We start from the raw sequence: 21,465 nt of genomic DNA, 5'->3' as shown, positions 1-21,465 counted from the left end.
GCGTACTATGGCGTCAAGTTACTGGCGAGTAGCAAGCGCCGGGTGCTCACCGAAGGCGGTACCGACGAGGGCGGACCGCACCACCTAGTACGGAGACGCAGTCACATGGGCCACTACAAGAGCAATCTGCGAGACCTCGAGTTCAACTTGTTCGAGCTCTACGCCCTCGACAAGACGCTCGCGTCCGGGGAGTTCGGCGACCTGGACGTCGACACGGTACGGGAGATGCTGGTCGAGGTCCGTCGCCTCGCCGAGGGCCCGCTGGGCGAGTCCTTCGCCGACGCGGACCGCAACCCGCCCACCTTCGACCCGGAGACGCACACCGTCACGCTGCCGGAGTCGTTCAAGAAGTCCTACCGCGCGCTGCAGGAGGCCGGCTGGGACCACCTCGGCCTCGACGAGGAGCTCGGCGGCCTGCCCGCCCCCCGCCAGGTGTTCTGGGCCGTCGCGGAGATGCTGCTCGGCTCGCAGCCGGCCGCATTCATGTACGCCGCCGGCCCCGGCTTCGCGCAGATCCTCTACGACAACGGCAACGACGAGCAGAAGCGCTGGGCCCAGCTCGCCTCCGAGCGCAACTGGGGCGCCACCATGGTGCTCACCGAGCCCGACGCCGGATCCGACGTGGGCGCCGGCCGCACCAAGGCCATCCAGCAGGAGGACGGCACCTGGCACATCGAGGGTGTGAAGCGCTTCATCACCTCGGCCGACTCGGACGATCTGTTCGAGAACATCTTCCACCTGGTTCTCGCTCGCCCCGAGGGTGGCAAGCCCGGCACCAAGGGCCTGTCCCTCTTCTTCGTGCCGAAGTTCCACTTCGACTCCGAGACCGGTGAACTGGGCGAGCGCAACGGCGTCTTCGTCACCAACGTCGAGCACAAGATGGGTCTGAAGGTCTCCGCCACGTGCGAGCTCACCCTCGGCGGCCACGGCATCCCGGCCAAGGGCTGGCTCGTCGGCGACGTCCACAACGGCATCGCGCAGATGTTCGACGTCATCGAGCACGCCCGAATGATGGTGGGCACCAAGGCCATCTCGACCCTGTCCACCGGGTACCTCACCGCGCTGGACTACGCCAAGCAGCGTGTCCAGGGTGCCGACCTGACGCAGATGACCGACAAGACGGCCCCGCGCGTCACCATCACGCACCACCCCGACGTCCGTCGTTCGCTCATGACCCAGAAGGCCTACGCCGAGGGTCTGCGCGCGGTGTACCTCTACACCGCCGCCCACCAGGACGAGGCTGCGGCGCAGCACGTCTCGGGTGCGGACAAGGACACCGCGTACCGCGTGAACGATCTGCTGCTGCCGATCGTCAAGGGTGTCGGGTCCGAGGTCGCGTACGAGCAGCTCGCACAGAGCCTGCAGACCCTGGGTGGGTCGGGCTTCTTGCAGGACTACCCCATCGAGCAGTACATCCGCGACGCCAAGATCGACTCGCTGTACGAGGGCACCACCGCCATCCAGGCGCAGGACTTCTTCTTCCGGAAGATCGCCCGCGACCGCGGCGTCGCCCTCGCTCACGTTGCCGGGCAGATCAAGTCGTGGATCGACAGCGAGGCCGGCAACGGTCGCCTGAAGAGCGAGCGCGCCCTGCTGAACACCGCGCTCGAGGACGTCCAGGGCATGGTGGCCACGCTGACCCAGCACCTCATGGGTGCGCAGGAGCAGCCCACCGAGCTGTACAAGGTGGGTCTCGGCTCCGTGCGTCTGCTGCTGAGCGTCGGTGACCTCATGATCGGCTGGTTGCTGCTGCGCCAGTCCGAGATCGCCCTCGCCGCGCTCGACAACGGACCCAGCGCCAAGGACAAGCCGTTCTACGAGGGCAAGGTCGCCGTGGCGTCGTTCTTCGCCAAGAACATCCTCCCGCGTCTGACCAGCACCCGTCAGATCCTCGGCGACCTCGACAACGACGTGATGGAGCTCGACGAAGCCGCGTTCTGATTCGTTCGTTCTCCCCACCCCTCGGCCGCACCGTTCTCCGAAATGGTGCGGCCGAGGCGTTTGTGGAGCCGATGCGCGGCAACCCGTCCCGGACCCCCGGGACAGGCCCGGTCGGCGATCGAGGAGGACGACGATGGCAGCAAACAATGGCCCCGTGGCCGCGCGGCCGGGCTACGGGCGGTCACCGGTGCAATGGGGTGCCCTTCTGGTGGGCATCGTGTTTCTGGCGGTCGGGATCCTCGGCTTCGTGCCGGGCGTCACGACGAACTACGACAGTCTGAGCTTCGCCGGGCATCACTCCGGCGCGATGCTGCTGGGGATCTTCGCGGTGTCGATCCTGCACAACATCGTGCACCTGTTGTTCGGGGTCGCGGGGATTGCCATGTCCCGCACTCCTGCGAGCGCACGGACGTATCTGATCGGTGGCGGGGTGATCTACCTCGTGCTGTTCGTGTACGGCCTGGTGATCGACCACGACAGTTCGGCGAACTTCGTGCCCGTCAACAGCGCCGACAACTGGCTGCACCTGGTCCTCGGGGTCGGCATGATCGCGTTGGGCTTCGTCCTGCCGCGTGCAGTCCGTACCGCCACCACCGCCACCCCGCGGAGGTAGGCGGGCCAACTGCTCAGGCTCCCGCCACCCGCGCAGGGTGCAACCGGTGAGGGTGGCGGGAACCTGCGCAGGTGGGCTCACCCCTCGGGCGGCGCCGACCGGAGGATGCGCTCGGCGTGCCGGATCACGGGCGCGTCGACCATCTTCCCGTCGACGGTGAACACCCCGCGCTCCGTATCGGCGGCCGCGAGAACCCGCCGGGCCCAGCCGATCCGGGCCTCCGACGGGGTGTAGCACTCCCGAATCACCGCGGCCTGCGCCGGATGCAGCGCCACCTTGGCGTCGAACCCCACGGCGACGGCGTCGGCGGTCTCCGCGCGAAGCCCGTCCAGGTCGGCGATGTCGAGGTAGACCGAATCCAGGGCCGCCCGCCCGAAGGCCTTCGCCGCGAGCAGCACCGACGACCGCGCGTGCTGCGCCACGTCCCGATACGACCCGTCCGCCCAGCGCGAGGACTCTCCCCCGAGTGCGGCGATGAGATCCTCGGCACCCCACATCACGGCCACGACCCCGTCGGCGGCGGCGACCTCGGCCGCGCGCACCACACCCAGCGGAGTCTCGACCAGGGCCACCACCTCACGACCGCCGAGCGCCCGAACGTCCTCGGCCGATTCGCATTTGGGCACCATCACCCGCCGGTACGACGTGCGGTCGAGCGCGGCGAGATCGTCGGCGAACCCGTCGGTGGTGCGAGCGTTCACCCGCACCACGGTCCGAGCCGGGTCCAGCGGGTTCTCGATCACCGCCGTCCGGGCGGCGGCCTTGTCGGCGGGCGCGACGGCGTCCTCGAGGTCGAGGATCACCACGTCGGCCGCGGCTGCCGCCTTCGCGTACCGCTCGGGCCGATCGGCGGGGCAGAACATCCACACCGAGCTCACCGGACCGGCACTCACGCGCTCGGCTCTCGCCGCACCAACGTCTTCCGGCTGGCCGTCGCCACCACGACGCCGTGCTGGTTGCGCCCGGTGTGCTCGAACGTCACGATGCCTTCACCCGGCCGCGACGACGACTCGCGCTTGGCCGCGATCAGCGTCTCGGCGTACAGCGTGTCACCGTGGAACAACGGCTTGGGAAAAGCGATGTCGGAGAATCCGAGGTTCGCGACGATCGTGCCCTGCGTCAGCTGCGCCACCGACAGTCCGACCAGCGTGGAGAGGGTGAACATCGAATTGACCAGGCGCTCACCGAAGGTGGTGTCCGCGGCGTAGGCGGCGTCGAGGTGCAACGCCTGCGTGTTCATCGTCAGGGTGGTGAACAGGACGTTGTCGGCCTCGGTGATCGTGCGTCCGGGCCGGTGCTCGTAGACGGTGCCGATCTCCATCTCGTCGAACCACAGCCCGCGCTGGACGACGCGGACCGGGTCGCCGGTCACAGGCCCACCTGGCGCGCGATGAGCATCAGCTGGACTTCGGTGGTGCCCTCGCCGATCTCGAGGATCTTGCTGTCCCGGTAGTGCCGGGCGACCGCGTACTCGTTCATGAATCCGTAGCCGCCGTGGATCTGGGTGGCGTCGCGGGCGTTGTCCATCGCGGCCTCCGATGCCACCAGCTTGGCGATCGCCGCTTCCTTCTTGAACGGCTTGCCGGCCAACATGAGTGCGGCGGCGTCGTAGTAGGCGGTGCGGGCGGCGTAGGCGCGGGCCTCCATGCGGGCGATCTTGAACGCGATGGCCTGGTTGCGTCCGATCGCGGTGCCGAACGCCTCGCGCTCGCGGGCGTACTTCACGCTCTCGTCGACGCAGCCCTGCGCCGCGCCGACCGCCAGCGCGGCGATCGCGATGCGGCCCTCGTCGAGAATCCGCAGGAACCCGGCGTAGCCGCGTCCCTCTTCCCCGAGCAGGTTCTCCGCGGGCACCCGGACGTCGGTGAACGTCAACGGGTGGGTGTCGGAGGCGTTCCATCCCACCTTGTCGTAGGCGGGTCCGGCCTCGAACCCCGGTGTGTTCGTGGGCACGAGGATCGAGGAGATCTGCGCCTTGCCGGAGGCGTCTCGGCCGGTGACCGCGGTGACGGTGACCAGCTCGGTGATGTCGGTTCCGGAGTTGGTGATGAACTGCTTGGAGCCGTTGATCACCCAGGAGTCACCGTCGCGCACGGCCGTGGTGCGGGTGCCGCCGGCGTCACTGCCCGCGCCGGGCTCGGTCAGGCCGAAGGCACCGAGTGCGCGGCCGGACGTCAGGCGCGGCAACCACTCCTGCTTCTGCGCCTCGGTGCCGAACCGGTACACCGGCATCGCACCCAGAGACACCCCGGCTTCGAGGGTGATGGCGACGCTCTGGTCCACCTTGCCCAGTTCCTCGAGCGCCAGGCAGAGGGCGAAGTAGTCGCCACCCATGCCGCCGTACTCCTCGGGGAACGGCAGGCCGAACAGGCCCATGTCGGCCATCCCCCGCACCACCTCGTACGGGAACGTGTGGTCCCGATCGTGCTGCGCGGCAACGGGAGCGACGACCGTGCGGGCGAAGTCGCGGACCGTCTTGGCCAGCTGGGTGTACTCGTCGGGCAACGAGCCCGTACTCAGGTCGGTCATGCCGCGTTCTCCTCGGGGGACGTGTCGGGGGACGTATCGGTGCGCAGCTGCGCCAGGACTTGGTCGACGGCGACCTGCTCGCCGCGGGTGACGAACACGGTCGCCACGCCGTCGGCCGGGGCCGTGAGTGCGTGTTCCATCTTCATCGCCTCGACGACGACCACCACGTCGCCGGCGCGGACCTCGGCGCCGTCGGCCACGGGGGTGGCGATGACGGTGCCGGGCATGGGGCTGCGGATCTCGTCGGACGCGGCGGCCGCGTCCGCCTCGGCGAGGTCGACCTCGGCGGCGACTCGCAGGCGACGACTGCCGCCCGCACCGGCGACCCACACCGAGTCCACGTCCGATACCACCGTCACGGTGTGCCGCAGACCGTCGAGAACGACGCTCACGTCGCCGCCGTCCACCGACACCGCGAGTGCGCGGTCCGATCCGCCGTCGACGGTGACGACGGCGTCGGTCGGGGAGCCCGCGAAGGTCACGACGCGACGGGTCGTGCCGTCGTCGACGACGACGGTGATCGGCGCCCGACGTCCCCCCGCCCGCCATCCCGACGGGACGGTCCACGGATCGACCTCGCCGGTGGGCCACGACGACGCCCACCCGACCGTCGCCGCGGCGATCAGCACCTCGTCGGGCACGTCGGGCGCGGCGTAGTCGGGGACGACGCGGTCCAGCAGCCCGGTGTCGAGCCGTCCGGCGACCACGTCGTCGGTGCCGAGCAGGTAGGTCAGGAAGTCGATGTTGGTGCCCACACCCAGCACTGCGGTGCCCGCCAGTGCCCTGGTCAGGATGCGCAGCGCGTCGGCGCGATCACGGCCACGTGCGATCACCTTCGACAGCATGGGGTCGTAGTCGCTGCCCACCACCGACCCGACGGTGAGCGAGGAGTCCACGCGGACCCCGGGTCCGGTCGGTTCCACGAGCCCGACGACGGTGCCGCCCGTGGGCAGAAACCCCCGCGCCGGGTCCTCGGCGTAGACGCGTGCTTCGACTGCGTGACCGGTGAGGGTCACCTCGTCCTGCGTGACCGGCAACCGCTCCCCCGCCGCCACCCGTAATTGCAGCTCGACCAGGTCGAGCCCCGTGACCTCCTCGGTCACCGGATGTTCCACCTGCAGACGGGTGTTCATCTCCATGAAGAAGAACTCGTCCGGCGCGTCGGCGGACACGATGAACTCCACGGTTCCGGCGCCGACGTAGTCGACGCTGCGCGCCGTCGCGCACGCCGCCGCACCGATGCGAGCGCGCGTGGCCTCGTCGAGCAGCGGCGACGGAGCTTCCTCGATCACCTTCTGGTGCCGACGCTGCAGCGAGCATTCCCGCTCGCCCAGGTGCACCACCGAGCCGTGCGCATCGGCCATCACCTGCACCTCGATGTGCCGGGGAGAGAGCACGAATCGCTCGAGGAACAGCGTGTCGTCCCCGAACGACGACGCGGCCTCCCGACGTGCCCGCTCGAGCGCCGGGCGCAATGCTTCCGCGGACTCGACGACGTGCATGCCCTTGCCGCCGCCGCCGGCCGACGGCTTGATCAGCACCGGGAAACCGATCTCCGGTGCCGCGGCGACCAACTCGTCGTCCGTCAACCCCGGCTCGGCGATACCCGGCACGACCGGAACGTCGAACGCGGACACGGCCTTCTTCGCGGTGATCTTGTCGCCCATCGTGCGGATCGCCCCGGTGGGCGGACCGACGAACACGATGCCCGCGCGCTCGCACGCCGCGGCGAATTCGGCGTTCTCCGAGAGGAATCCGTACCCCGGGTGGATCGCGTCGGCGCCGCTCCGGCGCGCGGCGTCGATGACCGCGTCGATGCTGAGGTAGCTCTCTCGCGCGGACGCCGGGCCCAGGCGCACCGCGGTGTCGGCGGCGCGTACGTGGAGGGCGTCGCGGTCGGCGTCGCTGTACACCGCGACGGAGCGAATACCCAACCGCCGCAACGTCCGACACACGCGGACGGCGATCTCGCCGCGGTTGGCGACGAGCACGGTGGTGATGTCTGCAGTCATGGCTACCGTCACATCCTGAACACGCCGTAGGACACGGGCGGCAGCGGCGCGCCCGCGCAGACCGAGAGTGCCAGCGCCAGTGTTGTTCTGGTGTCGGCCGGGTCGATGATGCCGTCGTCCCACAATCGCGCGGTCGAGTGGTAGGGATTGCCCTGCTCCTCGTACTGCGCGCGGATGGGGGCCTTGAACCGCTCCTGGTCCTCCTCGGTCCACGGCTCCCCGGACGCGGACTGCTGATCACTGCGCACCGTGGCGAGCACCGACGCCGCCTGCTCGCCGCCCATGACGGAGATCCGCGCGTTCGGCCACATCCACAGGAAGCGAGGCGAGTACGCGCGCCCGCACATCGAGTAGTTCCCCGCGCCGTAGGAGCCACCGATCACCACCGTCAGCTTCGGCACCCGCGCGCACGCGACGGCGGTGACCATCTTTGCGCCGTGCTTGGCGATGCCACCGGCCTCGTACTCCCGGCCGACCATGAAGCCGGTGATGTTCTGCAGGAACAGCAGCGGGATGCTGCGCTTGTCGCACAGCTCGATGAAATGCGCTCCCTTGACGGCGGATTCGCCGAAGAGCACCCCGTTGTTGGCGACGATGCCCACGGGATGTCCGGCGATGTGCGCGAAGCCCGTCACCAGCGTCGTGCCGTACTCGGCCTTGAACTCCGCGAACTCGCCCGCGTCGACCAGCCGGGTGATGACCTCGTGCACGTCGTACGGCGTGCGCGGATCGGTTGGCACGACGTCGTACAACTCGGTCTGGTCCGCCGCCGGGCGGGGCGCGATCGTCTCCCACGGCGCCGCGGACTTCGGTCCCAGCGTGCCGACGATGGCCCGGACGCGTCGCAACGCATCACGGTCGTCGGCCGCGAGATGATCGGCCACCCCGGAGACCTTCGCGTGCACGTCGCCGCCGCCGAGCTCCTCCGCGGTGACCACCTCACCGGTCGCGGCCTTCACCAACGGCGGCCCGCCGAGGAAGATCGTGCCCTGATTTCGCACGATCACCGCCTCGTCGCTCATCGCCGGGACGTACGCACCGCCCGCGGTACACGAGCCCATCACCGCCGCGATCTGCGCGATGCCCTGCGCGCTCATGGTCGCCTGGTTGTAGAAGATCCGGCCGAAGTGGTCGCGGTCCGGGAACACCTCGTCCTGCATCGGCAGGAACGCACCGCCCGAATCGACCAGATAGACGCAGGGCAGCCGGTTCTGCAGCGCGATCTCCTGCGCGCGCAGATGCTTCTTGACCGTCATCGGGTAGTAGGTGCCGCCCTTGACCGTCGCGTCGTTGGCCACCACCATCACCTCGCGGCCGGCCACCCGCCCGATCCCGGCGACGACACCGGCGCCCGGGCACGCGTCGTCGTACATCCCGTTCGCCGCCAGCGGGGCCACCTCGAGGAACGGGCTGCCGTCGTCGAGCAGCGTGTCGACGCGGTCACGCGGCAACAACTTGCCGCGCTCGACGTGCCGCGCGCGGGCCTTCTCGCTTCCGCCGCGGGCCGCCGCGTCGGTGACCGCCCGCAACTCCTCGACCAGCGCGAGGTGCGCGTCGCGATACGCACCTGTCCGAACCGCCATGTGCCACCGTCTCTCGGTTAATCGTCCTTAACCAAGACGGTAAACGATGATTAACCGAAAGTCCACGAGCGCGGACTCACTCCACGAGGCGGCGGAACCTGCTCCCCTGGAAGACGATGGGAGCGACCCCGCTGTGGACGTCGAGCCCGTGGATGCGCAGGAGCACGATTGCGTGATCGCCGGCGGGAACCTGCTGCTCGACGGTGGTGTCCAGCCAGGCCGACGCCCCTTCGACGAAGACGGCCCCGTCGTCGCTGGTCGAGGTGGTCAGCCCGGCGAAGCGGTCGCCGGTCTTGGCCGCGAGCGTCCGCACGGCGACGTCGTGCGCCTCCCCGAGCACGCTGATGCCGAGGTGCGACGCGGCCGCCAGGCGCGGCCAGGTGCTCGACGTGTTCTGGATGCAGAAGGCCACGAGGGGCGGATCGATCGACACCGAGACGAAACTGCTCGCCGCCAACCCCACGCGCTCGCCGTCGATCTCCGCCGCGATCGCCACGACCCCGCTGGGAAACGTGCCGTAAGCCCGGCGCAACGTGTCCTGGTCGAGGTCCGTGGTGGAGGCGAGACTCATGAACTCCACGGTAGGTCCGCGCTCACCCGGCCGCCACCACCCGCGGGGGTGGACCGTGCAAGGTCACAGGCCCGGGGTTCGGATCACGGTGAGCGATACCGGCGCTATTCACACCTCACGATGGGCACCGGGTCGTACTTCACGGTGCGCGTGGTGCGGGAGAGCTCGGCGCCCGTGGCGGCGTCGGTGACGACGCGGGTGTCGCTCGTCGTGAAGCCCGGCGCGCCGCTCGACGCGATGCACTGCGGCCCGCGCGGCAGTCGGATGGTGTCCGGCGACGTCGGCGCGGACCGTGACCCGGTGATCGACTCGACGTCGACGGTCTTGGTGCCCCAGATCCGCACGGTGACGGACGACGAGTCGGCGAACGATTCGATCACCGCGCCGGTCTCGAATGGGTTGCGGAACTTCAGGTCGATCGCGCCCTCGAAGACCGTCGCTTCCCGCGCCTCGGGGTAGCGGGAGATGTAGTAGCTGTGTTCGGTGTGCTCGACGTCCTCCATGCCGGCGAAGTAGGAGGCGTTGTAGAGCGTGGTGGCGAACTGGCTGATGCCGCCGCCGACGGCGCGATCGGGCCGACCGTTGTCGATGATGCCGGACTCGACGAAGCCCTGCGCCGTCCCGCGCGGCCCGGTGTAGCCGTTGAGCGAGAACGTCTCGCCGGGTGCGACGACGGCACCGTTCACGATGTCCGCGGTCAGCCCGATGTTCACGCCGGACGCGTACTCGAATCCGCCGGTGGTGTACTCGGCCACCACTTCTCGGATGCCGAGGCCGTTCGCCTGCTCGGTGGTCACCGCGGGTGCCTGCGGTCCGTACTGCGCGTCGACCGACCGCGCGGGGCCCGTGCCGGCCAGCAGGTCGGGCAGGTTCTCGAGCGTCTGCGGCCACTGCACGGCCACGCCCTCTTGCGACGGCACGACGACGGGCCGGCCCGAGGAGAAGTCGAAGCGCGCGTTCACCGGGCGCGTCTCCGTCTCGGCCAGTCCCGGCGCCAGGATGCGGATCGCGGCGTCGGTGTCGTAGATCGGATCGAGTCCGCCGTCGTCGTTCGGCTCGAAGCGCAGCACCTCGCCCACCCGCTCGGGCGGCAGCTCGGTGACGGCGTTCTCCCGGCCCGTGACGACGACGGGAGCGGACACGGCCGGTGTGGCCACCTCGTCGACGGCATCCCGGACGCCCTGCTCGGTGACGGTCACGGCCTGCTCGTCGTAGGGGAGGTCGACGGTGTCTCCCGTCGCCCAGTCCCGTTCGAGGGTGGAGGCGGCCGCGTCGACGTCCAGCGTCCGTCCCGTCACCGGCAGGACCGGAACCGGTGTGGCGGCGTCGAACACCACGCCGCCCTCCACGGGCGCCCGGTCCACGACGGGACGGAGGTTCTCGACGGCGGCGGTCAGGGCGGCGTCGTCGACCGACGAGACGACGCCGATCTCACGCGAGCCGAAGAACGACGTCAGCCGCGTGATCGGCGACAGAGGCTGGTCACCGGCCCGGTCGAAAGTCCCGGCCCAGTCGATCCCGAGGCCGGCGGCGGCGGGGACGATCTCTGCGGTGGCGTCGTCCGCCCGGACCGGGACGGGCTGATCGGCGCGGGAGCCGAGACGATCGCGCAGCAGAGCTTCCGCATCTTGGGGGCTCCGACCGCCCACGTCGACTCCGGCCACGGTCACACCGCGCGGGATGTCGCCGGTGGAGGTGAACCAGTCGGCCGCGTAGAGCACGACTCCCACGGCGACGACGGCGCCGGCGACCACGGCCACGGGCTTCCACGCCGGCGACGTGCGCGAGTGTTGCTGGTTCACGGCCCGAGCCTACCGAGAAGGCCCCGCAGCGCTGCCGGGTCGGGGGTCGGGCAGCACTGCGGAGCCACCCCCTCTATCGGGGCGGGTCGGGAAGCGTTACAGCCGCAGCCCTGCCCGCGAACGGCTCCCCGGTTCCGGCGGGGCACCTCCGATCGGGGGCGCCGGATCGAAACCGGGGAGCCGCTCGTCACGACGCTCGGCTCGACAAGACCCCGGACAGCACGAAGGGACCCGGCCACCCCTCGTTGCCGGGTCCCTTCGTGTACGCGAGAACCGGTCAGGCGGCCTCGACGATGGCGGTGATCCCCTGACCGCCGGCAGCGCAGATGGAGATCAGGCCGCGGCCGGACCCCTTCTGCGACAACATCTTCGCGAGCGTCGCCACGACACGGCCGCCGGTCGCGGCGAACGGGTGACCCGCCGCGAGGGAGGAGCCGTGCACGTTGAGCTTGCTCCGGTCGATCGAGCCGAGTGCGCCGTCGAGGCCCAGACGCTCCTTGCAGTACTCGTCGCTCTCGAAGGCCTGCAGCGTGGCCAGCACGACGGACGCGAAAGCCTCGTGGATCTCGTAGTAGTCGAAGTCCTGGAGCGTCAGGCCGTTGCGCTCGAGCAGACGCGGGATCGCGTAGGTGGGGGCCATGAGCAGGCCGTCCTTGTACGAGCCGTTGCCGTGGACGTAGTCGACGGCGGCGAACTCGGAGTCCACCAGGTGGGCCAGCACGGGAAGGTTGTGCTGCTCGGCCCACTCGTCGCTCGACAGCAGCACGGCGGACGCGCCGTCGGTGAGCGGGGTCGAGTTGCCGGCGGTCATGGTGGCGTCGCCCAGCGAGGTGCCGAAGACCGGCTTGAGCTTGGCCAGCTTCTCCTCCGACGAGTCGGGACGCAGGTTGTCGTCGCGGGTGAGGCCGAGGTACGGGGTGATCAGGTCGTCGAAGAACCCGGAGTCGTACGCCGCGGCCATGTTGCGGTGGCTCGCGGCGGCCAGCGCGTCCTGATCCTCGCGGCGGATGCCGAACTCCTTGGCGGTCTCTGCGGCGTGCTCGCCCATCGACTTGCCGGTGCGGGGCTCGCCGTTGCGCGGAATCTCGATGCCCAGCATGGACGGGCGCACGTTCGCGAGCAGCTTGAGGCGGTCGGTGGTGCTCTTGGCGCGGTTGAGCGAGAGCAGGAACTCCCGCAGCTCGTTGTTCACGCCGATGGGAGCGTCGGAGGTGGTGTCCACGCCGCTGCCGATGCCGGACTCGATGCGGCCGGCCGCGATGGCGTCACCGACCGCGATCACGGTCTGCATGCTGGTGCCACAGGCCTGCTGCAGGTCGAAGGCCGGGGTGTACGGGCTGAGCGCGCTGCCGAGTACCACCTCGCGGGTGAGGTTGAAGTCGCGCGGGTGCTTGAGGACGGCGCCACCGCCGACCAGGCCCAGCCGCTCGCCCTGGAGGTTGAACCGACTCACCAGACCGTCGACGGCGGCGGTCAGCATGTCCTGGTTGGACGCGTTCGCGTACGCCTTGTTCGAGCGGGCGAACGGAATTCTGTTGCCACCGAGGATCGCGACGGGGCGCTTCTCTGTACTGGTCACTGCTTCGTTCTCCCTGTGCGCGGAGGGTACGGCCGCCTTGTGGCCGCATCGTCGTGGACTCTATTCTTACTCACCGGTAAGTTACTTGTCGACACCACCCGACAAGTCGCGAAACACGACATTCCCCGAGACACGAAGGTGAGACATGGCAGCCACCAAGGGAGCCCCCGACCTCTACTCGCAGTTCCTGTCCTCGGCACCCGGCGCGTTCCTCGCGAAGCAGGCCGGACTGCCGCAGCCGGAGACGCTGCGCCGCTACCAGCCGGGTGAGCCGCCGCTCGCCGGACCGATCCTGATCGGCGGCAGCGGGCGCCTCGCCGAGCCCCTGCGCGTCCTGCTGTCGGACTACCCCGTCGCCAGCGCGCACGACGACAAGCTTGGCGCCCTGGTCTTCGACGCCACCGGAATCGCGTCCATCGAGGAACTCGAGCAGCTCTTCCAGTTCTTCTCCCCGAACATCAAGCGCCTCGGACCGTCGAGCCGCGTCGTGGTGCTCGGCACCACGCCCGAGGAGACGTCGTCGGTCGACGAGCACATCGCCCAGCGTGCGCTCGAGGGCTTCACCCGCAGCGTCGGCAAGGAACTGCGCCGCGGCGGCACCTCGCAGCTGGTCTACGTCTCTTCTGACGCCGCACCCGACCTGTCCGGTGTCGAGTCGACCCTCCGCTTCCTCCTCTCGGCCAAGTCCGCGTTCGTCTCCGGCCAGGTCATCGCCGTCGGCAAGGACTCGTCCACCGCTCCCGCGTCGTGGGACAAGCCCCTCGAGGGCAAGGTCGCCCTGGTCACCGGCGCCGCGCGCGGCATCGGCGCCACCATCGCCGAGGTCCTCTCGCGCGACGGCGCGCACGTCATCTGCGCCGACATCCCGGCTGCCGGTGAGGCGCTGTCGGAGACGGCCAACAAGGTGGGCGGAACCTCGCTGGCCCTCGACGTCACCTCGCCCGACGCCGCCGACGTCCTGGCCAAGCACGTGAAGGAGCGTCACGGTGGCCTCGACATCGTGGTGCACAACGCCGGCATCACGCGCGACAAGCTGCTCGCCAACATGGACGACGCTCGGTGGAACTCCGTCATCGGGGTCAACCTCGCTGCGCCGCACCGCATCACGTCGTCGCTGGTGAAGTCCGGCACGCTGAACGAGGGTGGCCGCGTGATCGACGTGTCCTCCATCGCCGGCATCGCGGGCAACCGCGGCCAGACCAACTACGGTGCGTCGAAGGCCGGCGTCATCGGCATGGTCCACGCCGAGGCACCGGAGCTGGCGAAGAAGAACATCACCATCAACGCCGTCGCCCCCGGCTTCATCGAGACCGCGATGACGGCGGCCATTCCGTTCGCCACGCGCGAGGCGGGACGACGGATGAGCTCGCTGCTGCAGGGCGGCCAGACCGTGGACGTGGCCGAGACCATCGCCTACTTCGCGAGCCCCGCCTCCAACGCCGTGACCGGCCAGATCGTGCGCGTGTGCGGTCAGTCCCTGATAGGAGCCTGACGTGGGTGACGTGATTACGCTCGACGCTCCGCCGCGCATCCGCGACGTCTACGCGCGCGCCGCGCTCGACTCGGTGCCGATCCTCGGCGGCGGCAAGCGGACCCGGTCCGTGCCGAGTACGACGCTGAAACTGGCCGGGGTACGGGTGGATCCGGACAACCTGGCGGCGTACTGCCGGGTGACGGGCCTCCGGCTGACGGATGCGCTCCCCCTCACCTACCCGTTCACGCTGGTGTTCCCGACCGTCATGTCGCTGATGGTGTCGAAGGACTTCCCGTTCGCCGCCATGGGGTCGGTCCACGCGGAGAACGTGATCGAGAGCCTGCGTCCGGTGTCCGTGCTCGAGCCGCTGGACGTGACCGTGCACGCGGAGAACCTGCGCGAGCACCGCAAGGGCCTGCTGATCGACCTGATCAGCGAGGTCGCCGTCGGACGCGAGACGGTGTGGCGGCAGACCTCGACGTTCCTGTCGCTGCAGAAGACCTCCCTCTCGGGCGGCCCGCGCGAAGCGCCGCCGGCCGACGAGGTTCCGCCGCCGCCGCTCACCACGCTGCGGCCGGACCAGAAGGTCATCTCGAAGTACGCCGCGGTGTCGGGTGATCGCAACCCGATCCACGTTTCGTCGTTGGGCGCCAAGGCCTTCGGGTTCCCGCGCACCATCGCCCACGGAATGTGGAGCGCCGCGGCCGTTCTCGGCGCGGTCGACGGCCGCATCGCCGAATCGACCACGTACACGGTGAAGTTCGGCAAGCCGATCGTGCTGCCGGCGAAGGTCAACGTCTACGCGGACCGGGCGGGCGAGCACGGGCAGTGGGACCTGGCGCTGAAGCACCCGAAGAAGGGCTACCCCTTCCTGACGGGCACGCTGCGCTGACCTGATCGACGCAGAACCGATCGACACGGGAGCACGGCCACCCTTCGAGGTGGCCGTGCTGTCGTGCGTCAGGACGCGCGGAGACCGCGCCAGGCGAGTGTCTCGAGGAGTTCGGTGGCCTGGTGGACGTCCACCTCACCGCCGGCCACGCGGTCCGCGACCGCCTCGCCGGCGCCGACCAGCGCCACGGCCATGAGCCCGAAATCGTGCTCCGGGCCCGGGTCCTTGGTGCTCATCTCCAGCAACGACGCCGTGAGGGCGATCAGCCGGTCACGGCTGCTCTGCACCTGGCCGGCGAACGCCTGCTGCCCGATCGCCTGACGGTAGAGCACCATCCACGACGACCGATGCTGGTCGACGAATGTCAGGAACCCCACCAGGGCCTTGCGAAGCTGCTCACGCGGGCTGAGCGACGGGTCCGCCGCCGGCGTCATGGCCTGGACGAACTCGAGGCCCTCACGGTGGATGCAGGCAGCGAACAATTCGTCCTTGCTGCCGTAGTACAGGTACAGCATCGGCTTGGAGATCTGCGCTCGCGCGGCGATCGAATCCATCGACGTGGCGTGAAAGCCGTTCTCGGAGAACACCTCGATGGCCGCGTCGAGCATCTGCTGTTCGCGGACGGCGCGCGGCAACCGCTTGGTTCCGCCAGCCATGCGCCCTCCCGCGGTCGTCGGTGCAATCCCCGACCTTACTCGACGGTCAGCTCGCTCACACGCATCCCTGGGCCGCCTTGGCCCGCAGGACCGTCGCGACCTTCTCGTTCACCTGCGCATCGGTCAGCCGACCCGTCGCCACCGCGTCCTCCAGGCGGTCGAGCACGTCCGGGACGGCGTCCGTCGTGATCCACAACGCGACGTCGGCGCCGGCGACCAGCGCCGCCTCCACCGCCTCCTCGATGCCCAGGCGGGAGGTGATGGCCGCCATGCCGGACAGATCGTCGGTGAAGATCGGGCCGTCGAACGGTGCCGCGCCGTACCCGGTGCCGTCGCGCAGCAGCGCCATCGCCGCCGGGCTGATGCTGGCGGGCTCACCCGGCGCCGTCAGTCCGGGGACGTCCAGGTGGCCCACCATCGCGCCGACGCCCGGCCGGGCCAGCTCGCGGAACGGCACCAGATCGCGGGTCTGCAGGTCGCCGAGCGGCGGGGTCGTGACGGCGCCGGTGTGCGAGTCACCCGACGCCGCACCGTGGCCGGGGAAGTGCTTGATCACGGGCAGCACGCCCGCGTCGCGCAGACCGCGCGCCGCCGCATCGGCGTAGACGACGACGGTCGCCGGATCGTCCGAGTACGACCGGTCACCGATCACGGTGTCGTCCGCCTGCGAGCTGACGTCGACGTCGGGCGCGAAGTCGACGGTGATGCCGAGGTTCCGCAGCCCCTCCCCGCGCTCGCGCCACATCGCATAGGTCTGCTCCGGCGTCATCGTCGCCGCGGTCTCCCGCGCACTCGGGATCGAGCCGAGCAGGTCCTCTGCCCGCGAGACGCGTCCACCTTCCTCGTCGATGGTCACCATGACGGGAATCGACGCGGCCTCCTGTACCTGCGCGACGCCGCCGCCGGCGAGCATGCTCGGCTCGGTCCAACTGCCCACGAACACGCCGCCGACCTGCTCGGCCCGCACGACCGCCAGGGCGTCGTCGGTCCCGGTGACGCCGACGGTCAGCAGTTGCGCCAGGCGCTGCCGTTCGGTGAGGGCCGCCACCGCCTGCGCACAGCTGTCCGTGGTGGCCGGGGGTGCGGCCGCCGACCCGGACGACACGGCCGAGGACGTCGGACCCGCCGATTCCGAGGCCGATGCGGGGGACGGGGCGGAAGCCTCCGGTGCGTCGCTCTGCGACCCCGATCCACAGGCCGCCAGCGCGACGGTCGACACGGCCAGGAGACAGGTCAGGCGGTATCCGGGCATGTCCGAAACGTTATCGCGATGGCCGCGCGGGTGATGCGGTGCGCCGGTAAGGTGCAGGCCACGACCCCCAACCCCGTCGGGAGGACCGCCATGTCCTGTGACGTCATGTTGATCGCCTACGACGGGTCGGACAACGCCCGTCGCGCCGTCCAGTACGCCGGTCGCTTCCTCCAGTCCGAGCGGGCCATCGTCGTCACCGCCTGGGAACCGATGGTGCGCCAGGCCGCCCGTATGTCGGGACTGTCGGGGGTCATGGCCCCGGAATGGTTGCCCGACGAGACCACCGAGGACATCGCGCTGTCCGACGCGCGCGCCACCAATTCCGAGGGACTCGAGCTCGCGGCGCGCGCCGGGATCAACGCCGACGGCCGGTGCGAGGAGTCGCACTCCGCCATCTGGACCACCATCGTCGAGGTGGCCGACGAGGTGAACGCCGACATCATCGTCACCGGTACCCGCGGTCGCACCGGCCTGCGGTCGCTGCTGCAGTCGTCGGTGGCCGATCTCGTGCTCAAGCACAGTCATCGCCCCGTTCTCATCGTTCCGCCCGGCCGCTGACACCCGGACGGCAAGCCGTCCTGGTACGTTGAGCGCGTGAAATCCGCAGCCGTGAGTGCCCTGGTCGGAGCCGTGCTGGGCGTTGCCGTGGTCTTCGGCGCCACCGCCGCCGCCTCGTCGAACAGCCGTCCCGAGATCGACCGGTCGGGCAACGCGGATTCCTCGCTGCTCAACCAGGTCGAATACGGCAGCCGCTGACCGCTCCCGCACCGCCCGACGGCCCCCGGGAGCCGGTCGTCGCACCGGTCGGCGCGGCGGTGCACTCCGTCGCGCCCGTCGGCGCTCGGTGGCGGCTCTGGTCCGCCCTCGGCGCGCTGATCCTGTCGTTCCTGCAGGCCCCCGGCCTGATCGTGGCCGACACCAAGTACGACCTCACGCAGAACCCGCTCGGGTTCCTCTCCCGCGCGTCGCACCTGTGGACCTCCGATGCGCCGCTCGGTCAAGTGCAGAACCAGGCGTACGGGTACTTCTTTCCCCACGGCGCGTTCTTCGCACTCGGTGACGTTCTCGCCGTGCCCGGCTGGGTCACGCAACGCCTGTGGTGGGCGCTGCTGCTGTTCGCCGGGTTCTGGGGCATCGTGCGGCTCGCCGAGGCGCTCGGCATCGGCAGTCGCGGATCGCGGGTGGTCGCCGGGCTGACGTTCGTGCTGGCCCCGCGGGTGCTCACCACCCTGGGCTCCATCAGTTCCGAGTCGCTGCCGGTGATGCTGGCGCCGTGGGTTCTGATTCCTCTGGTGCGCGTCTTCTCCGGGCGGGCGATCGACGTCCGTCGCGCCGCCGCGTCCTCCGCCGTCGCGGTCGCCCTCATGGGTGCGGTGAACGCCGTGGCCACCGCCGCGGCCACGCTGGTCGCCGTCGTCTGGTGGCTCGCGCACCGACCCGACGCGCGGTGGTGGCAGTTCACGCGCTGGTGGATCGCGGCGCTGCTCGCGGCGACGCTGTGGTGGATCGTGCCGCTCCTCGTTCTCGGCGGGGTCAGCCCACCCTTCCTCGACTACATCGAGTCCGCCGGCACGACGACGCAGTGGGCCTCCCTGACCGAAGCCGTCCGCGGCACCAGCAGTTGGACGCCGTTCGTCTCGCCGGAACGCATCGCCGGTGCGATCGTCGTGACGCAGCCGGCCGTCGTCCTCGCCTCCTGCGTCGTCGCCGCCGCCGGGCTCGCCGGCCTCGCCATGCGGTCGATGCCCGCGCGCGGACGGCTCACGCTGATCCTCCTGATCGGTGTGGTGGGCATGGCCGCCGGGTACGTGGGCGGGCTGGCCTCGCCGGTGTCCGAACCGGTGCGCGCGTTCCTCGACGGGGTGGGCGCACCCCTGCGCAACATCCACAAGCTCGAGCCATTGATCCGCCTGCCCCTCGCCCTCGGTGTCGCCCACCTGCTCCGGTTCGCCCCGCTGCCGGGCACCGTGTCCTCGCCGCGGTGGCGCCGCGCCGCCCGCCACCCGGAGCAGAACCCGCTGCTGGCCTTCGCCGCGCTGATCCTCGTCGCGCTCACCGTCGCGACGTCGCTGGCCTGGACGGGACGCCTCGCCCCGCGGGGTGCGTACCCTGCCGTGCCCGACGCGTGGTCGCAGGCGGCACAGTGGTTGACCGACCGTGCGGGCGACGACCCGGCCCGATCACGCGCCCTCGTCGTCCCCGGCGCGCCGTTGGCGTCCCAGCTCTGGGGCCTGACCCGCGACGAACCGATCCAAGCCCTGGCGTCGTCGCCGTGGGCGGTGCGCGACGCCGTGCCGCTGGTGCCGCCGGGCGCGATCCGCGCGCTCGACGCCGTGCAGCGGCTCCTCGCGAACGGCCGGTCGTCGGCCGGACTGGCCGCCACCCTGACGACGATGAACGTGCGACATCTGGTGCTGCGCAACGATCTCGACCCCGAGACCTCGCGGTCGACCCGGACGTCCACGGTCCACCAGGCGATCGAGGGATCGCCCGGTCTGCGCCGCGTCGCGACGTTCGGTGACGACGTCGGCCCGGGTGACGTCGAGGGCATCGTGTCGGACTCCGACCTGCGTCCGACGTACCCGGCGATCGAGATCTTCGAGGTCGATGCGGGTGACACGCCGGCCGGGCCCTACACCGTGACGGCCGAGTCGGTGCCGCGGGTGCAGGGCGGGCCGGAGGTCGCGGCGCGCCTGGACGACGAGCGCGAGCGCGGCGGTATCGCCCCGGTCCCGGCGGGCCCGATCCTGCTCGACGGCGACGCGCGGGCGGCGGGCCTGCCCGTGGACGACGTGCTGGTCACCGACACCCCGGTCGAGCGCGAGGTCGACTTCGGTTCGGTCGACGATCACAGCAGTTCCGTCCGTGCCCCCGACGACGCGCGGCGCACCCTGAACGCCGTCCCGGACTATCCGGCCGGGCCCACTCCGCCGGTCACGGGATCCTGGCGCGGCGCCCGAATCACCGTGTCCTCCTCCGCATCCGACGCCACCCAGTTCGGCGGAGCGTTGCCGGGCGCGAATCCGGCCGCGGCGGTCGACGGCGACCTCGTCACGGGGTGGATCAGCAACGGCCTCGAGAACGCCGTCGGGCAGTGGCTCGAGCTGCGCCCCGACACCCCGCTGACATCGGGTCTGCTCGAATTCCGCACCACCGCAGGGTCGCTCGGCTCCCCGGTCAAGTGGGTGGAGATCGCCACGGACACCGGCACGTCCGCCGCGCGGATCACCGAACCGGGTGAGCCCGTGGTGGTCTCGCTCCCCGCAGGTCGCACGACGTTCGTCCGCATCACGGCGACGCAGACCGAGGACGGGTCGCGCGGAGCCCAGTTCGGCATCGCGGACCTGCGGCTCACGGACTTCTCCGATCCCGCGGCGCCCCGGCCGATCCGCATCGAGCACCGCACCGACCTGCCCGCTCCGGCACCGGGCGTGACCGTGACGGGATGGTCACTCGCGCAGGAGCTTCCGGGCCGCGCGGCGTGCATCGACACGCCCGATCGAGTTCGCTGCGCCGGCGGCGTCGGCATCGACCCCGAAGAGGTCGATGCGTTCCAGCGAACATTGTCGGTTCCGCAAGGCACGGCGGTGACGCCGGAGGTCCGGGTCCGCGGACGGCCCGGCTCCGCGCTCGAGGATCTTCTCGCCCGCGACGGACGCCCCCGCGCACGCGGCGCTTCCGAGGTGACCGACGTCCGCGGTTCGGCGTTCGCCCTCACCGACGGAGACGACCGCACCAGCTGGACCGCGTCGCCGGATGCGGTCGAGTCCCGCGCCGGCACGTACCCCACGGTGACGCTGACCCTTCCGCGACGGGCGCGGGTCGACGGCCTCGCGCTCACGCAGTCGCTCGGCACCCTGCCCGCGCACCCCACCCGCGTCGTCGTCGATCTCGGCACCGGACCTCAGGTGCGCGAGATCGATCCCGACGGCACCACCGACGTCGACCTGGAGCCCGCCGAGACCGACCGCATCGTGCTGTCCCTGCTCGACTGGGACGACGTTCTCGACCGCACCGCCCTCGGCTTCGACCGCATCCGCCCACCCGGACTCGCCGAGATCGCCGTGCGGTCGGACGATCCGTCTCTGTCCGCGGCCGGGACCGACCCCGACACCCCCGTCGTTCTCCCGTGCGGCGAGGGCCCCACGCTGACCGTCGCCGGGCAGCTCGTCCGCACCGCGGTGACCGCGCCCGCCTCGGCGCTCGCGTCGGGCGTCCCGGTGCCCGCGACCGTGTGCGCGGGCGACGTTCCCGTCGCCGCGAACGTCTCCAATCCGATCCCGCTCCCGGCGGGCGCGCAGTCGGTGTCGGTCGATCCCGGGGACGCGTTCGTCGTCGACTCGGTGACGCTGCGCAGCGCGCCGCTGCGCGCGTTCCCCGCCGCCGGGCCGAACCCCGTCGCGGTCGCCGCCGGCGAATGGACCGAACACACCCGACGCGTGACGCTCGCGGGAGCCGAGAAGGACCGCATCCTGGTGGTTCCGGAGAGCACATCGGTCTGGCGCGCGACGCTTCCCGACGGCACCGTGCTGACACCGGTGGTGGTGAACGGGTGGCAGCA

The 21,465-nt window shown here is 70.6% G+C and carries 16 protein-coding genes and 1 pseudogene; 7 read left to right on the top strand and 10 right to left on the bottom strand.

What is annotated here, in order from left to right; all coding sequences use genetic code 11:
* Positions 1-105 precede the first annotated feature (105 nt).
* Positions 106-1,941, top strand: a complete 1,836-nt coding sequence (locus BMZ18_RS06355; protein WP_068360270.1) for an acyl-CoA dehydrogenase — start codon at positions 106-108, stop codon at positions 1,939-1,941.
* A gap of 133 nt (positions 1,942-2,074) precedes the next feature.
* Positions 2,075-2,554 carry a DUF4383 domain-containing protein gene (locus BMZ18_RS06350; protein ID WP_068360272.1) on the top strand — a complete coding sequence of 160 codons (480 nt, stop codon included), beginning with the start codon at positions 2,075-2,077 and terminating at the stop codon, positions 2,552-2,554.
* A 77-nt stretch (positions 2,555-2,631) separates the two neighbouring features.
* Here the strand turns inward: BMZ18_RS06350 and BMZ18_RS06345 are convergent, their stop codons facing one another.
* The 8 genes from BMZ18_RS06345 to BMZ18_RS06310 form a co-directional block, all read right to left on the bottom strand.
* Positions 2,632-3,417, bottom strand: a complete 786-nt coding sequence (locus BMZ18_RS06345) for an HpcH/HpaI aldolase/citrate lyase family protein (RefSeq protein ID WP_068360395.1) — start codon at positions 3,415-3,417, stop codon at positions 2,632-2,634.
* Positions 3,418-3,443: 26 nt separating this feature from the next.
* Positions 3,444-3,875 (bottom strand): MaoC family dehydratase, encoded by a 432-nt coding sequence (locus tag BMZ18_RS06340; RefSeq protein WP_068360392.1) that lies wholly within the window; start codon positions 3,873-3,875, stop codon positions 3,444-3,446.
* Positions 3,876-3,922: 47 nt separating this feature from the next.
* Positions 3,923-5,083, bottom strand: a complete 1,161-nt coding sequence (locus BMZ18_RS06335) for an acyl-CoA dehydrogenase family protein (protein ID WP_068099310.1) — start codon at positions 5,081-5,083, stop codon at positions 3,923-3,925.
* Positions 5,080-7,095 (bottom strand): acetyl-CoA carboxylase biotin carboxylase subunit, encoded by a 2,016-nt coding sequence (locus tag BMZ18_RS06330; RefSeq protein ID WP_068360274.1) that lies wholly within the window; start codon positions 7,093-7,095, stop codon positions 5,080-5,082. Before BMZ18_RS06330 ends, BMZ18_RS06335 begins: the two co-directional genes overlap by 4 nt.
* 8 nt (positions 7,096-7,103) lie before the next feature.
* Positions 7,104-8,678 (bottom strand): carboxyl transferase domain-containing protein, encoded by a 1,575-nt coding sequence (locus BMZ18_RS06325; protein ID WP_068360275.1) that lies wholly within the window; start codon positions 8,676-8,678, stop codon positions 7,104-7,106.
* A gap of 76 nt (positions 8,679-8,754) precedes the next feature.
* Positions 8,755-9,249, bottom strand: coding sequence for a flavin reductase family protein (locus BMZ18_RS06320; RefSeq protein WP_068104769.1), 495 nt, complete (start codon positions 9,247-9,249; stop codon positions 8,755-8,757).
* 104 nt (positions 9,250-9,353) lie between these two features.
* Positions 9,354-11,051, bottom strand: coding sequence for a VanW family protein (locus tag BMZ18_RS06315; protein ID WP_068360277.1), 1,698 nt, complete (start codon positions 11,049-11,051; stop codon positions 9,354-9,356).
* Between the two features lie 277 nt (positions 11,052-11,328).
* Positions 11,329-12,630 carry an acetyl-CoA C-acetyltransferase gene (locus tag BMZ18_RS06310; protein ID WP_068360278.1) on the bottom strand — a complete coding sequence of 434 codons (1,302 nt, stop codon included), beginning with the start codon at positions 12,628-12,630 and terminating at the stop codon, positions 11,329-11,331.
* A 145-nt stretch (positions 12,631-12,775) separates the two neighbouring features.
* On the opposite strand from BMZ18_RS06310, the gene BMZ18_RS06305 reads away from it, so the two are divergent.
* Together BMZ18_RS06305 and BMZ18_RS06300 are read left to right on the top strand one after the other, a co-directional pair.
* On the top strand, positions 12,776-14,122 hold the full coding sequence (locus BMZ18_RS06305; protein ID WP_068099305.1) for a 3-oxoacyl-ACP reductase: 1,347 nt from the start codon (positions 12,776-12,778) through the stop codon (positions 14,120-14,122).
* A gap of 1 nt (position 14,123) precedes the next feature.
* A complete protein-coding gene (locus BMZ18_RS06300) occupies positions 14,124-14,996 on the top strand; it encodes a MaoC/PaaZ C-terminal domain-containing protein (RefSeq protein WP_068360279.1) in 873 nt (290 codons plus the stop codon).
* Between the two features lie 68 nt (positions 14,997-15,064).
* Here BMZ18_RS06300 and BMZ18_RS06295 read toward each other — a convergent pair whose 3' ends face one another.
* The gene (locus tag BMZ18_RS06295; protein ID WP_068099303.1) at positions 15,065-15,652 is read right to left on the bottom strand and encodes a TetR/AcrR family transcriptional regulator; all 588 of its coding nucleotides are present in this window, start codon (positions 15,650-15,652) and stop codon (positions 15,065-15,067) included.
* A gap of 55 nt (positions 15,653-15,707) precedes the next feature.
* The gene (locus BMZ18_RS06290) at positions 15,708-16,904 is read right to left on the bottom strand and encodes a glycoside hydrolase family 3 N-terminal domain-containing protein (RefSeq protein ID WP_068360281.1); all 1,197 of its coding nucleotides are present in this window, start codon (positions 16,902-16,904) and stop codon (positions 15,708-15,710) included.
* Positions 16,905-16,994: 90 nt separating this feature from the next.
* Between BMZ18_RS06290 and BMZ18_RS06285 the strand changes: the two genes are divergently transcribed.
* From BMZ18_RS06285 to BMZ18_RS20300, 3 genes and pseudogenes are all read left to right on the top strand, one after another.
* A complete protein-coding gene (locus BMZ18_RS06285) occupies positions 16,995-17,462 on the top strand; it encodes a universal stress protein (RefSeq protein ID WP_068104768.1) in 468 nt (155 codons plus the stop codon).
* 36 nt (positions 17,463-17,498) lie between these two features.
* The gene (locus BMZ18_RS06280; protein WP_072681274.1) at positions 17,499-17,660 is read left to right on the top strand and encodes a DUF2613 domain-containing protein; all 162 of its coding nucleotides are present in this window, start codon (positions 17,499-17,501) and stop codon (positions 17,658-17,660) included.
* Positions 17,661-17,719: 59 nt separating this feature from the next.
* Positions 17,720-20,974, top strand: a pseudogene (locus BMZ18_RS20300) (DUF3367 domain-containing protein); the annotation flags it as partial.
* Positions 20,975-21,465: the final 491 nt, after the last annotated feature.

Origin of the sequence: Rhodococcoides kroppenstedtii (assembly GCF_900111805.1) — a bacterium.
GTDB lineage: Bacteria > Actinomycetota > Actinomycetes > Mycobacteriales > Mycobacteriaceae > Rhodococcoides > Rhodococcoides kroppenstedtii.
This window is presented reverse-complemented; position numbering and strand designations above follow the sequence as displayed.